Genomic DNA, 14,274 nt, shown 5'->3' with positions numbered 1-14,274 from the left:
TGGATGTCGCTAGGCGTTCAGCCAGGACTTGAGGAGCCGGCCCACCCCCTCAGGGCGTTCCATGGGTGAAAGATGGCCTGCCCCGACGGAGGCCAGCCGCGCCCCCGGAACAGCCGCTGCGATGTCCTGATGGAACGTTGGCGTGCAGATCGCGTCGGCCGTGCCCGAGACGACGAGTACGGGCATCCGCAGGTCCGGGAGCGCAGCGGATTCATCGACCCTGGTGGCCTGCATGCGCAGTTGGGCATCGAGCCGTGCCGTGCCGGTGTCATCGCCCATCCGCAGGACCCGTTCCGCCAGGCCAGGATCCCGTTCCAGCGCCGGGCCGCTCAGGAGCGCGTCAAGGATGCCGCGCTGGAGGTCCCTCGCGGTGTCCCCGTCGTCCAGGCGGTCCCGCCACGCGCGCCAACTTTGGCGCTGCACCGCCGTGGGGGCCTTTGCGTTGGTCGAGATCAGGCAGAGGCGCGTCACCCGTTCCGGGGCCTGCCTGCACAGCGCCATGCCAACGATCGCGCCGAGGGAGAGCCCTGCCAGTGCGAATCGCTCCGGCAGGGTGTCGAGCAGGGCCTGGACCTGCTCATCCACGCTCGGTTCATCAAGGGTGGGCATGATGGACCCCTCGAGCCCGCATCCGGACCACAGGTCGGCCGTGCAGTTCATGCCGGGGAGCAGGACAAGGGGAACGCGGAAGTCCGCCGTCGGTGACGGCGGACGCGCGGTTAATGACTGCATCGCTTCCTTAAGCCCTCGCTTAGCCCTTGACGGAGCCGTCGCTCAGGCCGGCCACCAGGTACTTCTGGGCGACGAAGGAGATGGCGATGACCGGCAGGGTCAGCAGCATCGCCGCCGCCCCGGCCTGTTGGAGCATGGGCAGGGTTTGCCCGAGCTGTGTCGTGATGAAGACGGGCACGGTCTTCGACGACGTGTCAGTCAGTACGAGCGCGGTGAGGTACTCCTGGAACGCGAAGAGGAAGACAAAGATACCGGCCGTGAGAATCCCCGGCTTCATCAGCGGGATCATGACCCTGCGCAGCGTGCCCAGGCGGGTGCAGCCATCAATCATTGCCGCCTCGTCCAGCTCCTTCGGAATCTCCGCGAAGAAGTTTCGGAGGAGCCAGATACTGAAGGGCTGGTTGATGGCGACAAGGGCAGCCGCCAGCGCGAATGTCGTGTCGTAGATCCCAAGCGATCTGCTGATCTCGTACATGGGGAGTACGACGGAGAAGCGCGGGAGGGACCGGAAGATCAGTGCCAGCAGCAGCAGGATCGCCGAAACGTACCCCGGGAAACGCGACAGCGCATATGCCGCCGGGATGCCCAGGACCAGCGCCACGATGGTCGAAATGACGGCCACCACGACCGTGTTGATGAGGTACTGGGCGAAATAGGTTGTTTCCCACAGATCCTGGAAGGCCTTGAGCGTTGGCGTGTAGCCGGTGAGGACGGGTGGGTTGGCGAATGCGACGTCGGTCGGCTTGGTGACGGACAGCGCGGTCCAGATGAACGGAGCCAGCATGATGACGGCTGTCAGGATGAGCAGGACCGCAGAGATGCGGCTGGCGGCCGGCCGTCGTCGTGCCGTAGGTGCCGATTTGATGACGCTTCCGACTGGGGTCTTGATGGTGTCGGCGATCATGATTTGGCCTTCGCTTCCTTGAGGAGTCCCCGGATGAACGGGAACAGGCAAACCAGGATGAGGAGGGTGGAGAGCACGTTGATCGCGCTGCCGAGGCCGAGTTGCGCGGACCCGTCGCGGAACGCCGTGTCAAAGACGTAGAGCATGATCGACTCGTTGCCGATGGTGTCCGCCTGCGGGGAGAGTGGAATGAGGTTGTCAAAGGTGCGCAGCACATCCATGATCGTGATCAGGCATACGAAGCCCAGGATGCCCCGGATGGTGGGGATGATGACGTAAAGGTGCGTCTTTCTTGGCGATGCGCCGTCGATGGTGGCCGCCTCGCGCAACTCTTTGGGCACGCCCTGCAGGCCAGCAAGAATCATGAGCATGGAGAACGGCAGCAGGTGCCACACCGTGTGTGCCATCACCATGATCCGGTTGGGCCACGTTTCCGTGAACCACAGGATGTTCTGGCCCGTCAGCGCCTGGATGACGTAATTCACCGCGCCACCGAAGTTCTGGTCAAAAAGCCACGAGAACGAAACCGCGCCGACAACGTTCGGCAGAACGTAGGCAACGAGCATGGCACCCAGAATGTACGGGCGGAGCTTGCCCAGGCCGTTCATTCCCGTCGCGATCAGGTATCCCAGCACCAGGATGGTTGCGGTCACGATGACCGTCAGCAGCAGGGTGAACAGCACCGCGCGGCCGAAGCGCGCGTCGGTCAGTGCCTGGGTGTAGTTGGACAGCCCGATGAAGTCCCCCGGGGAGCCGTATTCCACTTTTTGGAAGCTCCATTGAATGGTACGGATTAACGGGAGCACCAGCAGGCCCAGCATCACGAGCAGGCTGGGGCCCATCAGTAGCGAGAACTCGCGTCTTCGCATCGCTCATTTCCTCTCGATTGTGTCGAGTATGTCGCGGTGTGCGGCCGTGGCCGGCGGACTGCCTCAGCACTCCGCCGGCCACAGCCCGCCGTCAACTGCCCGCTATTGCTTTTTCCGCAAGGCTCTGCATTTGCTGCATGCCCGCTTCGATGTCCACCTGGCCGGTGATGACCTGCACCAGGACGGGCCGGATGGCGTTGGTGACCGGAGCCCCCAACGGGTGGCCCGGCGTCGGCATGGTCTTGACGATTGTTGCGTTCGCCGCCGCCGCGTACTTGGAGCTATCGTCGCTGACCATGCCTTCCCGCGCGGGGTAGGCGGCCGGCACGGATGCCTTCGATGCGTCCTCGCTGACCGAGGCCGCCATCATCTGGAAGAGCAGGTCCTTGTCCAGCTTGGTGTTCTTCGGGATGGACCAGCCATCTACCGAGAGGCGGCTGTAAAGGTGTGGAGAACTTCCTTCGACGGCAGGCGGGGCAGCAAACGCGAACTTGTCTGCGAGCTTCGTGTTGGCCGGGAGGGTGAGGTCGTTCATACGGCCTGAGAACATGATGGCCATCGCGGCCGTGCCGTTGAACATCTGCTGCTGGACCTTCGGCTGGTCAAACGTCGTCACCTGGGGATCCATGTACGGCAGCAGGGACTTCATCCCCTCAAGCGCCTTCCGCGACTCCTCGGAGGTGAACTGCGGCTTGCCGGATGAATCCAGGAAGTCCTTTCCGTTGGAGTTCATCGCGGCCTGGTAGTTCGTAGAGATGTCGGCCGTCGCATTCCACGGCAGGGCGATCGGGAACTTGATTTCGCCCTTGGCCTGGATCGCCTTCGCAGCGTCAATCATCTCCGCGAAAGTAGTAGGCGGCTTGAGTCCCAGCGAGTCGAAGACATCCTTCCGGTAGGCGAGTACGTACATCTGTGCCTGCATGGGGAGCCCATAGAGCTTGCCGTTGTATGACATCGCCGAGCGCATCTCCTTGCTGAGGGCGTTGAGCTTGTACTTGTCGGCGTACTTGGCGACGTAGTCATCGAGCGGTTCAATGTCATCCTTGGCAGCGAAGCCGGGAACGACGAAGCCGTAGGTCTCGAGGATGTCGTAGCTGCCCGTATCGCCGGCGAGGGTCGCCGTCGTCTTGGTGACCTGGCCGCCGAAGTCGATGGGGTCGTGCTTGAGCGTGACCTTGTCGCGCGTGCAACTCTTGACCATCGTGTTGGTGAACGGATCGATCGCCGACGAATTGTAGGCGAGGACGTTCACGGTCGTGTCGGCGGCGGGCATCGTGTAGTCGCACTCTACGGCTGTGGCGGCCTGGTCCCCCGTGCGTGAACCTGCGCCGCAGGCCGTGACTCCGGCGAGGCTGGCCACAACGGCAAGCGCCGCGGCGCCTGTCCGGAGGTGTTTGTGGAATCGCATGATATTTCCTCTTCTGGTGGGGTGCTGGCGGGAGTGGGGCAAGTTTGACCCACCCGGTTGTTTATACGTATGTATCCCTAGGTCCTGCCACAACGCCACTAGCGTCCTGTGCGCGGAGGAGGTCGAGGCGAAGCTGGGCGCTGTCGCGGTGGGCCGGCATCTGCTCGAAGTCGGCAATGGTGACCACAGGCCCTGCCTGCGCCATGGTGGCCTCCCGCGTTGCCCGCTGGTAGGTGAGCTGCTTGAGGAACCGGGCCACCGACAGGCCCTCGGTGTAGCGGGCACCGCGGCCTGTGGGCAGGACGTGGTTGGTGCCCGACATGCCCTTGTCGGCGTAGGCAACGGTGGACCACTCGCCAAGGAACAGCGATCCATAGTTTCTGAGGTTGTCGAGGTAGTAGTCGGGGTCCGCCGTCAGGATCTCGAGGTGCTCGGGAGCCAGGGTATCCATGACTTCGATGGCGGTCCGCGGGGAGTCTGCAACATAGATCGAGCCCCAGTCGCGCCAGGCGGCACCGGCGATTTCGCCGGTAGCAAGTCCCCGGAGCTGCCTTTCAATCTCGATCTCAACCTCGGCCGCGAGGCGGTGCGACGTCGTTACCAGACACGCGGGAGACGTCGGCCCGTGCTCGGCCTGCGCGAGCAGGTCCGCGGCAACCATGGCTGCGCTGGCGGTGTCGTCGGCAATGACGGCCACTTCGGAGGGGCCGGCAAGGACGTCAATCCCTACCGTTCCGTACAGCTGGCGCTTGGCCTCGGCCACGTACGCGTTGCCGGCGCCGACGATCATGTCCGCCGGGCTGGCGTCGAGGAGCCCGAAGGCCATCGCGGCCAGGGCCTGCACGCCGCCCAAGGCGAAGATGCGCTCAGCCCCGGAGATCCGCGCCGAGTAGAGGACGGCCGGGTGGACCTGGCCGTTGTTGGAGGGAGGTGTGCATGAGACGATGTTTGGCACGCCGGCCGCCCGCGCAACGCCAACGGTCATGAAGGCACTTGCGAGCAGGGGGAACCTTCCGGCCGGCAGGTAGGCGCCCACGGTGCCGACCGGGACGTATTTCTGGCCGCAAACGACGCCCGGGATGACTTCGTCCTCGAAGTCTGTCAGGCGCGCCCGCTGCATGTGGGCAAAGCGCTGCGTGCGCTCGGCGCCGGCGTTGAGCGCTTCCCGCAGGTCGGCGGGAAGATCCGCGGTGAGCTTATCGGCGTCGGCCGGCGTAATCTCAAACGCCGTTCCGCCCTTCCAGCCATCGAGCCGTTCGGCATAGTCGCGCACGGCTTCGATGCCCTTCGCCTCGATCGTGGAGAGCATCGCGGAGACGGTGGAGATCACCTTGGGATCGGACTGCGCAGCCACATCGGGACGGTTCGGTTCGCGGACGACGGTCACGGCGCCGGAGAGGCGCGATTTATCTGCATAAGTGAGGTGCATACGTATACAGTAATGACTTAGGACACCTGTGACAAGAGGCACATCAATGCGATTTCAGCCCGCTCATCCGGCGGCTTGCCTTTCCCGCTGTTTGTCCATCGATTGTCCTACCGCTTGCCCGAACGCACCCCGCCCGGCCCCCGGGCTCAGGAACGCGGGGCCGGCAGCCAGGTTGCCGGGTCGATGCGGCCACCGTAGACGGGCAGCTCGATGGCAGGCTCTCCGGGCTGGAACTGGGACCACATGCGGGTCACTCCAGCAGTGCCCTCCGCCCGCACCCGGTCGACCGCGCCCAGGTCCAGCTCGGCCGCCAGCAGTGCCGGAGCCGCGTCGGGCGCCTCCGCGATGACGGCGCCCTCGGGATCAACGATGATGCTGCGGCCTTCCCCGGTCGGCCCGCCGCAGTTGACGCTCACGACGAAAACCTGGTTCACGATGGCGTTCGCCCGTGCAAGCACCAGCTCGAGGGCACGGTCCGGCGTCGTCGTCTTGACAACGTTGAGGATGACGTCGGCACCCATCCAGGCGAGCTGGCGGGTAGCCTCCGGGAACCAGGCGTCGTAGCAGATGTTGAGTCCCACCCGTCCTGCCCCGCCGAGGTCGACGACGACGAACTGGTCGCCGGGGTCGTAAGGCTCGTGCGGGCGCCAGGGGAAGATCTTCCGGTAGCTTCCTGCGAGTTCGCCTGCGGGCGACAGCACAACCTGGGTGTTGAAGAGCTCGCCGCGCGGCCCGGCCTCGCATAGGCTTCCCGGGACGAGCCAGACGCCCAGCCTCCGCGCCAGGTCCGCAAGGCCCACCATACGGGGTCCGTCGAGTGGCTCGGCGGCGGCGCGGAGAGCGTCGGTCCGGTGGCGATCGGGAGAGCCGTCGCCGAAGAGGTGAAGCTCGGGAAACACCAGGAGCTTCGTGCCGGGATTGCTCTCCAGGGCTCTGGCGGCCTCATCGGCAAAGGCTTCAAGGGGAGCTCCGATGAGCTGCGGCGGAGCCTGGACGGCGACGAGGGGAAGGTGGCGTTGCACGGGGAACCTCGATTCATTTGCTGCAAGAGCTCAGCGAATCATCGTTGATCCGCTGGGGGCTTGTGCGTGCAGGCGCACGGTCCGAATGCGTCGAGCGGACAGTCGAAGGCCCTGTCGAAAGTCTAAGGGGAACCGAGCCAGTTCAGGATTGACCCTACGGTGCGGATTCCCGGATCTCAAGCGCAAAGCCAGCTTCTACATGAACACCGGCTTCCCCCGCCTCCAGCCCGTCAATCCGGTCGATCAGCAACGCGACGGACCGTTCCGCAATCTCGTCCATGCCGGGCGACACAGTGGTGAGCGACGGCGAGGCGAACTGTGCCTCGTTGATGTCGTCAAAGCCCGCCACCGCAACGTCCTGGGGCACTTTCACGCCACGGACAAGCAGTTCATGCATGGCGCCCAGGGCCAGGGCGTCGTTCAGGCCGAACACTGCGTCGAACGGAACGCCGCGCTCCAGGAGGCCGGCGACGGCGGCTGCTCCCCCGTCGCGGCGCCATTCGCCGGGTGCCACCAGGTCCGGGTCAAACGGGATGCCGGCGCCGTCCAGGGCTCTCCGGTAACCGTTGAGCCGCAGTCCTGCAGAGCCCGCTGACTCCCGGGGCTGGGCGCCGAGTACGGCAATACGACGGCGGCCTCCGGCCAGCAGGTGGGCGGTGAGGGCGTGGGCGGCGTCGTGGTTTCTCATGGTGACCAGATCCAGCCGGGGATCCCGAATGTGCTCCCCCAGCAGCACCACGGGCTTGGTGCCGCGGTGGGAGGCGACGGCGTCGGCCCCCATCACCAGGGGCGTGAACAGCAGGCCGTCGGTCAGCTGCCGCAGCGGACCCTGCAAGGCACCCAGTTCGTTGGCCTCCAAAGCGCCGGACTGTTCCACAAACACCCGGTAGCCGCGCCGCTGTGCCGCCGTCATCACCCGGGAGGCCAGCTCCGCGTAATACGGCGCGGCGAGGTCGGACAGCACCAGGCCCAGCATGTGTGTCTTCCCCGAGCGCAGGCTGCGGGCCGCCAGGTTCGCCTCGTAGCCCAGTTCGGCGATGGCGTCCTGTACCCGCTGCCTCGTAGCCGGCCGGATGAACTCGTAGTCGTTGAGCACGTTGGACACGGTCTTCAGCGACACCCCGGCGGCGCGCGCAACATCGTTCATGGTCACTGCCATGCGCGGTCAGCCTTTGGCAGCCTTGGCCGCCGCCTTTGCTGCCTGCTTGCTGGCCCGCACCTTGGCGAGCGATTCAGGACTTACGATGTCCGCAACCGAAAGGAAGGCATCCTCCTGGCCGTAATGGCCGGCGGCCTCGCGCCAGCCGGGCGCCTCCAGCCCGCGCTGCTTCCCCAGGAGCGCAAGGAAGATTTTTGCCTTCTGCTCCCCGAATCCTGGCAGTGCCTGCAGCCGGCGCAGCACCTCTGGGCCGTCGGGGTCGCCTTTGGTCCAGATCAGCGTCGCGTCGCCGTCCCAGTCGTGCTGGACGGTTTCCGCGAGCGCCTGGACGCGCCCCGCCATCGAGCCGGGGAACCGGTGCACCGCGGGGCGTTCCTTGAACATCTCGACGAAGGCCTGAGGTTCATACGCGGCCACCGCGGCCGGTTCGATGGACCCGATCCGGGACCGGATCTTCTCCGGCCCGGCAAAGGCTGATTCCATGGTTACCTGCTGGTCCAGCAGCATGCCTGTCAGCAGCGCAAACGCGTCATCGGTCAGCAGTTGGTCGGCGGCCGGGTCACCGGTGATGTGCAGTTCCATGGCCCTCATCTTTCCACCTCCCGCGGCTTGCGTCATGACCTGGAGTTTTTGTCCACTTATTGGGACTTTGCCGGTGGTTTACGCGCATTATCTGGACAAAAACTCGGCGGTCGGCCTAGGAATCGAGGGCCAGCCGGATCATGGTCCAGGACACCGCCGGGAGTTCTGCGGTGAGCCGGCCGCCGTCGGCCTTGACGCTCACGTTGGCGGCGGGCAGGACCGACGTCGAATCCTCCACCGTTGCCTGCCAGTACGGGTCCTTGTTCGCGTAGGTGACCGCCTCCACCACGCGGACGCGGCCGAGGCCCGCGACGGCGGCGTCCAGCGTCAGGGTGTCTGTGGCCGAGCGGTTCACGGCGAAAATGACCGCCTCGCCCGCTGCGGCGTCCAGGGTTGCGACAGCCGACAGGGCAGAAAAGTCCGTTGTGGTGCCGCCACTGACCAGCGGGGATTCGACGGCGAGCTGCAGCACAGTGCCGGCGGCGTGGCGGCTGGCGAGGGCAAAGGGGTGGAAGGTGGTCTGCTTCCAGGCCCGGCCTCCCGGTTCGGTCATGATGGGGGCAATGACGTTGACCAGCTGGGCCAAGCTGGCGGCGTGCACGCGGTCGGTGTTGCGCAGCAGGGTGATCAGGAGATCCCCGACGACGACGGCGTCCGCCACCGTGTATTTGTCCTCCAGCAACACCGGGGCAACGGGCCAGCCGGCGCCGGTCGGTGCCTTTGATTGGGCGCGGCTCATGTGCCAGACATTCCACTCGTCAAAGGAAATGTTGACCTGTTTGGTGGATTTCCTGACGGACTTCACATGCTCGATATGGCTCACGATGTCCCGGATGAAGGACTCCATTTTGTGCCCGGCGGCCAGGTGTCTCCTGCAGGTCACCGGTGTCCTCAAAGTACTGGTGGGCGGAGATCAGGTCCACGACGTCGTACGTCTCAGTCAGCACCACGCGCTCCCACTCGCCGAAGGTGGGCATGGTGGGCGCCGAACTGCCACAGGCCACAATCTCAAGGTCGGGATCGATCATGCGCATGCCGCGGGCGGTGTCTGCGGCGAGCCGGCCGTATTCGAGGGCGCTTTTGTGCCCGATCTGCCAGGGTCCGTCCATCTCGTTGCCTAGGCACCACATTTTGATGCCATAGCCGTTTTCCGCTCCGTTGGCCTTGCGCTGGTCCGAGAAGGCCGTGCCGCCGTCGATATTGCAGTATTCAAGCAGGTCCAGCGCCGCCTGGATCCCGCGCGTGCCAAGGTTGACCGCCATCATCGGTTCCACGCCCGCTTTGACCGACCACTTGGCGAACTCGTCAACGCCCATGAGGTTGGGATCGGTGGAGTGCCAGGCGAGGTCAAGCCGTGCCGGGCGCTGCTCTAACGGGCCCACGCCGTCTTCCCAGCGGTACCCGGACACAAAGTTGCCGCCCGGGTACCGGACCGTCGAAACGCCGAGTTCGCGGGTCAGTTCCAGGACGTCCGTGCGGAACCCGTCCCCGTCCGCTTGAGGGTGCTCCGGCTCGAAGATTCCGGTGTAGACGCAGCGTCCCAGGTGTTCCACGAAGGCCCCGAAAGTTCGGCGCCGGACGGGTCCCACGGTGAACGCCGGATCGATGGTGATCTTGCCGGTGGCGGTCTTTGCTGTGCTCATGGTCAGTCCTTTGTTCCAGGCATCTACAACGTTGTAGATAATCATTCTTGGCGCTGGCGGCGTGGGAGTCAAGGAGTCTGGCGGAGGAGAATTCTTCCGCGCAGATTTGAGTAATCGTCCGAAAAACCAAGTACTACCTAATTTGAAAAACAAGTACCGATTACGCGGTTGCCCGGGACCACGCCAGAAGTACCTTCGACTAAGGGCAAAGACTCGCAAATCGCACTGGATTTGGAAGTCTCACTAGGGGGTTGTGAGAAGGATGAATACACGACTCGGCAGCCGCATTTTCCCGTCCCAAAGGGTCCGGGAAGTAAGCGGGGCCGGCGACGAGGAGGTCTTCGAGACCAAGGCCTCTCCCCCAGCCGTCGCCGGCCCTCTAGACTCCACAGTTCGCATTCATCGAACTCCACCAGCCAGATCCCGGCGGCCCATGGGGAGACGGGCATGAAGTCTTCCCGCGCCGAGGCTTCCCAGGCACACGCGTCGGCGGGCAGGCGGCCAGCGCCCGCTCATCAGACCCAACATGTCACCCAGCATGCAGTCCCCCATCCGGGGCCGGCAGCAACTCCGGACCGCAGACCCAACCCGGCTCCGGGCGATCGTCCGGGCCTGGTGCCGGCGGCGAAAGCGGTCACCATCGGGATGGTCGGCGCCGACGGGCTCATCCCCGATTTGGTCACCGGTGCGGAAGAGCTGCCTGACTCCCTGGAGATCCTGGTCCACCTCGCGGCAGCCGTGGTGAGCCGGCTCTCGGGTGTCCCCATCGAATGTGCCCTGGTCCTGAGCCGGGTCAAACGCGCCAGAGCCATCGCTGGAACCGGCACGCCGACCGCAACGTTGGTCCGGCTGGAACAGGAGGTCGGCGAAGGCCCCCTGACGGAAGCCCTCACCGGCACAGGTACCGCGGCCATGAACCATGTGGCCACCGACTTCCGCTGGGCACGCTACAGGCCGTACCTGCAGGACGCCGGGTTCAGCAGTGTCCTGGGCCTCCGGCTTTCCCTGGACGAAGGAACCGAGGCCGCCCTCGCCTTCTTCGCAGCCAGCCCCCAGGCGTTCCCGCTGCAGGTGATCGCCGAGGCCCGCAGCTTCACCGACATCGCGGCCCGCGGCCTCAGGCTGGTCCTTGAGCTACAGTCGGCCAGCACCAGGGCGTCGGATCTGCAGTCAGCCCTGGAAAGCCGCACGTCCATCGACATTGCCTGCGGCGTCATCATGGCGCAGAACAGGTGCTCCTACAACGATGCGATTGCCATCATCTCCAAGGCATCCAGCCACCGGAACATCAAGCTCCGCAAGGTGGCTGAGGGCATCCTGGCGAACCTGCCAGGCGGTGCACCGCATACTCATTTCGAGCACTGACATGGCTCAGGCTGCTGCCGGCACTTCCGGAATCCCGCGGTGGTACCGCACGGTGCTTCGCTTGAAAATCTCGGCATAGATGGACGACTGGACTGAGGCCACGCCGCCCCGTCCCTGCAGATCGGCGAGCAGCGGCCGCAGGTCATCCAATGCCGCCACCGCCACCTGCGCCAGCACCTGCTCGCCGGACGCGGCGACCCACCGCGTGACCGAAAGACCTGCCAGATACTCCGCGGGACCTGCGGTCCCTGCCTGCGCACAGGTGATGCTGATCAGGGATTCGACCGGGAATCCCAACATCGCGAGGTCCGCAACCGCCCGGATGAACAGGACACCAGAGCCCATCATGGCCTCAAGCCTGCGGCTGACCGTCGCCTTGGACACGGACACTTCGGAAGCAAGTTCGTCCACTGTCGCCCGGCCGTTGCGGTGCAGGAGACCGGCCAGCATCCGGCTGGTGTCATCGAACGGTGCGTGGCCGGTCGCCGTCCCGGCCAGACGGCCATCCTCATCTGGGTGCAATGCGGCATATTGTTCTTTATCCAGGACGTCCGGCGTCCAGCCGGAGGGCGTCCGGAAGTATTCGAGCAGCGGCACCATGGTGAAAGACTGCACGCCGTCCACTTCAGCGAGGCGCCGGTAGAGCAACCCGGCCAGGTCCTCGGGGGCGACGAACATCTCCGCCACGCCCTCGTTCGATCCGGACAGCGCGCTGACCCACGAGGACTCTTCCTGGTCGGCGAGCCACGAACAGACCTGCCGCAGCTCCCTGGGAGCCGCCTGCACGCGCAACAGGAAGGCGGCGCGCAAACTTACTGCGGCCGGATTAATGAAGGCGTTGATGCGCACGGCGCCGGATTCGAGCAGTTTATTGCCGCGGCGTGCCACAGTTCTTTCCTGCTGGCCCAGGACCTCGGCGATCAGCCTCCAGGGGGCGCGGCCATTTCGCACGAGCGCGGCCATGATCTGCCGGTCCAGCGTGTCAAGCTGCTCCATCCCGGGTCCTTTCAGCTTCGCTGCCCACCGTCCGGCGCCAGCGGGCGTCGGTCCCGGAACGAACCGGGGCGGCAGTTCGCCTGCCGCCCCGGGGAAGATCAGTTCCGGCCCAGAAAGGCTAGCACTCCGGAAAGCGCGGCCCCTGTTCCACCAACGACGGCGGCGCGTGCGTCCGGCGCAAAGAACGGCGAGTGGTTTCCGGCCGGCGCTGCTCCGTCCTCGAAGAGTTCCTGCTCGAAGGCCCCAAAGGCCCAGAAAACACCGGGAACACCAATCGCGTCGCTGAGCCAGCCGGCGTCTTCAGAACCCATTCCGAGTGGGGCATCAGTCAGTGCAGCCGCGCCGAAATCCGCAGTAAACGCGTCAACCACCCGGCGGGTGGCCGCAGGATCGTTGAAGCAGCGGGGAAAGTTGTTCAGTTCCTCGATGCTCGGTTCCGGCGCAGCCGAAGCAGCGGCCTCGGCGGAGACGATCCGTTTGATAGCGGCGAGAACGGTGGCGCGGGTGCCTTCATCCGGGGTCCGGACGTTGACCGTGAACTCCGCAGAGCCGGGGATGATGTTTTCCTTCAGGCCCGCATGGAAGGTGCCCACGGTGACGACGGCCGGGGTGGACGGCGACAGTTCGCGGGAGACGATGGTCTGGAGCCGCATGACCATGGCTGCCGCGGCAACGATCGGGTCGATCGACTTCTCTGGCTGCGATCCGTGGGCCTGCTGGCCGTGGACAGTAATCTTCCAGGAGTCGGCCAGACTGGTCATGTGGCCTTCCCGGACAATGAGTTTGCCCTGGCCCACCGGCATCACATGCTGTGCCAACACCACCTCCGGCTTGGGGCCCGGCCCCACAGCCCGTCGTCGACCATGGCCCTGGCACCGTACGCCGTCTCCTCGCCGGGCTGGAAGATCAGGACCAGGGTCCCCTGCCACAGGTCCCGGCGTTCGGTGAGGAGAGACGCGAGTGCCAGCGCGGCGGTGATGTGCGTATCGTGACCGCAGCCGTGCATCACCGGGGCCGTGCCGCCGTCGGGCAGTGTGCCCGTGGCCTCGCTGGAGTAGTCCAGGCCGGTCTGCTCGGCGATGGGCAGGCCGTCAGTGTCGGCCCGGAAGCCGACGACGGGTCCCGCACCGTTCTTCACGACGCCCACCACGCCCGTGGTGCCGCAGCGGAAGGACTCGATCCCCAGCCCTGCCAGCCGGGATTCGATGTACGTTGCGGTCTCGAATTCCTGGGCTGAGAGCTCGGGGTGGGCGTGCAGGTGTTTGTAGACGTCGACGTACTCGGCCACAAAAGATTCAGGAACGTCGACGGCGGCGGTCAGCCGGACGCCCGTGGTGGCGGTAGCAATGGTGGTCATTTTTGTTTCCCTATCAGCGGGTGGGTTCGGAGATCCGGGCGGCCGGGGCTGTTTCGCCGGGCGCCGCTTCATCAGAGACGGCGGCGGGACCGGACGGCGGGGTCTTGGACCGGGCGAACCAGGACACGGCGATGGTGATGACGACGGCCAGAGCGGTGGCGTAGTAGGTCAGTGCCGGTACGAGCGGAACGACCACAAACACGATGACGGCCGCAACAATGACGGCCACGATGGTGGTGCGGCGGCTACGCATAGCCATCACACTCTGCAGGACCACGGCGCCGAAAACTGCCGGCAGGATGTAGCCGCGGGCGGTGGCGATGAGCGGCGCCGGGAGCATACCCACCAGCCAGGTTCCCAGGAAACCTACGAAGAGGATCAGTGTGGTGATGTGGATGAGCACCGCGCCGATGATGGCGCTGCCGGCGATGAGTTCCGCCCGGCGCGTGCCCGGCCGCTCGCCGAGATTGGCCTGGGCAACGACGGCGGCGGGAAGAAGCTTGTTGGCGATGTTGCCGATCAGGAACGCCTGGTACATGGCCGAGCGGCCCAGGATGGGGAAGTAGGAGATGGGCTCAATGATGGCGATGACGCCGAAGGTGGCGAGCACGGCCACAACGGCGGTGATCAGTTCCACCGGGGTGATGCCCATGCCCGAGCCGAAGGCGGCATACAGGGCGGCGGCCAGGGAGATGAGCAGCCCGAGCGCCAGGGTTATTGGCCCCCAGATGGAAGTGGTGCGGTCGAATGCTGCAAGTCCCGCGGTTGTGTCAGCGGAAGTCGTTGTGGACATCAGAATGGCTCCTTT

General features: G+C 65.4%; 11 protein-coding genes and 2 pseudogenes. 1 reads left to right on the top strand and 12 read right to left on the bottom strand.

Translation table 11 applies throughout. The features are described 5' to 3' along the window. Positions 1-9 precede the first annotated feature (9 nt). From AC50YA_RS04735 to arfA, 9 genes and pseudogenes are all read right to left on the bottom strand, one after another. Positions 10-732: an alpha/beta fold hydrolase gene (locus AC50YA_RS04735; RefSeq protein ID WP_494981201.1), complete on the bottom strand. Its 723-nt coding sequence runs from the start codon at positions 730-732 to the stop codon at positions 10-12. A gap of 19 nt (positions 733-751) precedes the next feature. Continuing rightward, on the bottom strand, positions 752-1,636 hold the full coding sequence (locus AC50YA_RS04730; RefSeq protein WP_494981200.1) for a carbohydrate ABC transporter permease: 885 nt from the start codon (positions 1,634-1,636) through the stop codon (positions 752-754). After that, a complete protein-coding gene (locus AC50YA_RS04725) occupies positions 1,633-2,505 on the bottom strand; it encodes a carbohydrate ABC transporter permease (RefSeq protein ID WP_494981199.1) in 873 nt (290 codons plus the stop codon). Before AC50YA_RS04725 ends, AC50YA_RS04730 begins: the two co-directional genes overlap by 4 nt. Positions 2,506-2,596: 91 nt before the next feature. Continuing rightward, a complete protein-coding gene (locus AC50YA_RS04720; protein ID WP_494981198.1) occupies positions 2,597-3,913 on the bottom strand; it encodes an ABC transporter substrate-binding protein in 1,317 nt (438 codons plus the stop codon). A gap of 61 nt (positions 3,914-3,974) precedes the next feature. Then, the gene (gene hisD, locus AC50YA_RS04715; RefSeq protein ID WP_494981197.1) at positions 3,975-5,342 is read right to left on the bottom strand and encodes a histidinol dehydrogenase; all 1,368 of its coding nucleotides are present in this window, start codon (positions 5,340-5,342) and stop codon (positions 3,975-3,977) included. Positions 5,343-5,488: 146 nt separating this feature from the next. Further along, entirely contained in the window at positions 5,489-6,364 is an 876-nt protein-coding gene (locus tag AC50YA_RS04710; RefSeq protein ID WP_494981196.1) for a carbon-nitrogen hydrolase family protein, read from the bottom strand. A gap of 154 nt (positions 6,365-6,518) precedes the next feature. Continuing rightward, complete coding sequence (locus AC50YA_RS04705; protein ID WP_494981195.1) at positions 6,519-7,523, bottom strand: LacI family DNA-binding transcriptional regulator; 1,005 nt, start codon at positions 7,521-7,523, stop codon at positions 6,519-6,521. A 6-nt stretch (positions 7,524-7,529) separates the two neighbouring features. Next, complete coding sequence (locus AC50YA_RS04700; protein WP_494981361.1) at positions 7,530-8,114, bottom strand: HhH-GPD-type base excision DNA repair protein; 585 nt, start codon at positions 8,112-8,114, stop codon at positions 7,530-7,532. A 106-nt stretch (positions 8,115-8,220) separates the two neighbouring features. Further along, positions 8,221-9,748 (bottom strand): annotated as a pseudogene (gene arfA / locus AC50YA_RS04695) (arabinosylfuranosidase ArfA). 447 nt (positions 9,749-10,195) lie between these two features. On the opposite strand from arfA, the gene AC50YA_RS04690 reads away from it, so the two are divergent. Further along, positions 10,196-11,113, top strand: coding sequence for an ANTAR domain-containing protein (locus AC50YA_RS04690; protein WP_494981194.1), 918 nt, complete (start codon positions 10,196-10,198; stop codon positions 11,111-11,113). Positions 11,114-11,119: 6 nt separating this feature from the next. Here AC50YA_RS04690 and AC50YA_RS04685 read toward each other — a convergent pair whose 3' ends face one another. The 3 genes and pseudogenes from AC50YA_RS04685 to AC50YA_RS04675 form a co-directional block, all read right to left on the bottom strand. Continuing rightward, entirely contained in the window at positions 11,120-12,109 is a 990-nt protein-coding gene (locus AC50YA_RS04685) for an Lrp/AsnC family transcriptional regulator (protein WP_494981193.1), read from the bottom strand. A 98-nt stretch (positions 12,110-12,207) separates the two neighbouring features. Further along, positions 12,208-13,466 (bottom strand): annotated as a pseudogene (locus AC50YA_RS04680) (amidohydrolase). A gap of 13 nt (positions 13,467-13,479) precedes the next feature. Beyond that, positions 13,480-14,259 carry a hypothetical protein gene (locus tag AC50YA_RS04675; RefSeq protein WP_494981192.1) on the bottom strand — a complete coding sequence of 260 codons (780 nt, stop codon included), beginning with the start codon at positions 14,257-14,259 and terminating at the stop codon, positions 13,480-13,482. Between the last annotated feature and the right edge of the window lie 15 nt (positions 14,260-14,274).

This window comes from Pseudarthrobacter sp. RHLT3-21, from assembly GCF_059383495.1.
Note: the sequence above shows the minus strand (reverse complement) of the source record. Positions and strands in the feature narration are given on the sequence as shown.

Coding starts and splice junctions, on each gene's coding strand:
- AC50YA_RS04735 (WP_494981201.1), bottom strand. CDS start 732: ATGCAGTCATTAACCGCGCGTCCGCCGTCACCGACGGCGGACTTCCGC.
- AC50YA_RS04730 (WP_494981200.1), bottom strand. CDS start 1,636: ATGATCGCCGACACCATCAAGACCCCAGTCGGAAGCGTCATCAAATCG.
- AC50YA_RS04725 (WP_494981199.1), bottom strand. CDS start 2,505: ATGCGAAGACGCGAGTTCTCGCTACTGATGGGCCCCAGCCTGCTCGTG.
- AC50YA_RS04720 (WP_494981198.1), bottom strand. CDS start 3,913: ATGCGATTCCACAAACACCTCCGGACAGGCGCCGCGGCGCTTGCCGTT.
- hisD (WP_494981197.1), bottom strand. CDS start 5,342: ATGCACCTCACTTATGCAGATAAATCGCGCCTCTCCGGCGCCGTGACC.
- AC50YA_RS04705 (WP_494981195.1), bottom strand. CDS start 7,523: ATGGCAGTGACCATGAACGATGTTGCGCGCGCCGCCGGGGTGTCGCTG.
- AC50YA_RS04700 (WP_494981361.1), bottom strand. CDS start 8,114: ATGAGGGCCATGGAACTGCACATCACCGGTGACCCGGCCGCCGACCAA.
- AC50YA_RS04690 (WP_494981194.1), top strand. CDS start 10,196: ATGAAGTCTTCCCGCGCCGAGGCTTCCCAGGCACACGCGTCGGCGGGC.
- AC50YA_RS04685 (WP_494981193.1), bottom strand. CDS start 12,109: ATGGAGCAGCTTGACACGCTGGACCGGCAGATCATGGCCGCGCTCGTG.
- AC50YA_RS04675 (WP_494981192.1), bottom strand. CDS start 14,259: ATGTCCACAACGACTTCCGCTGACACAACCGCGGGACTTGCAGCATTC.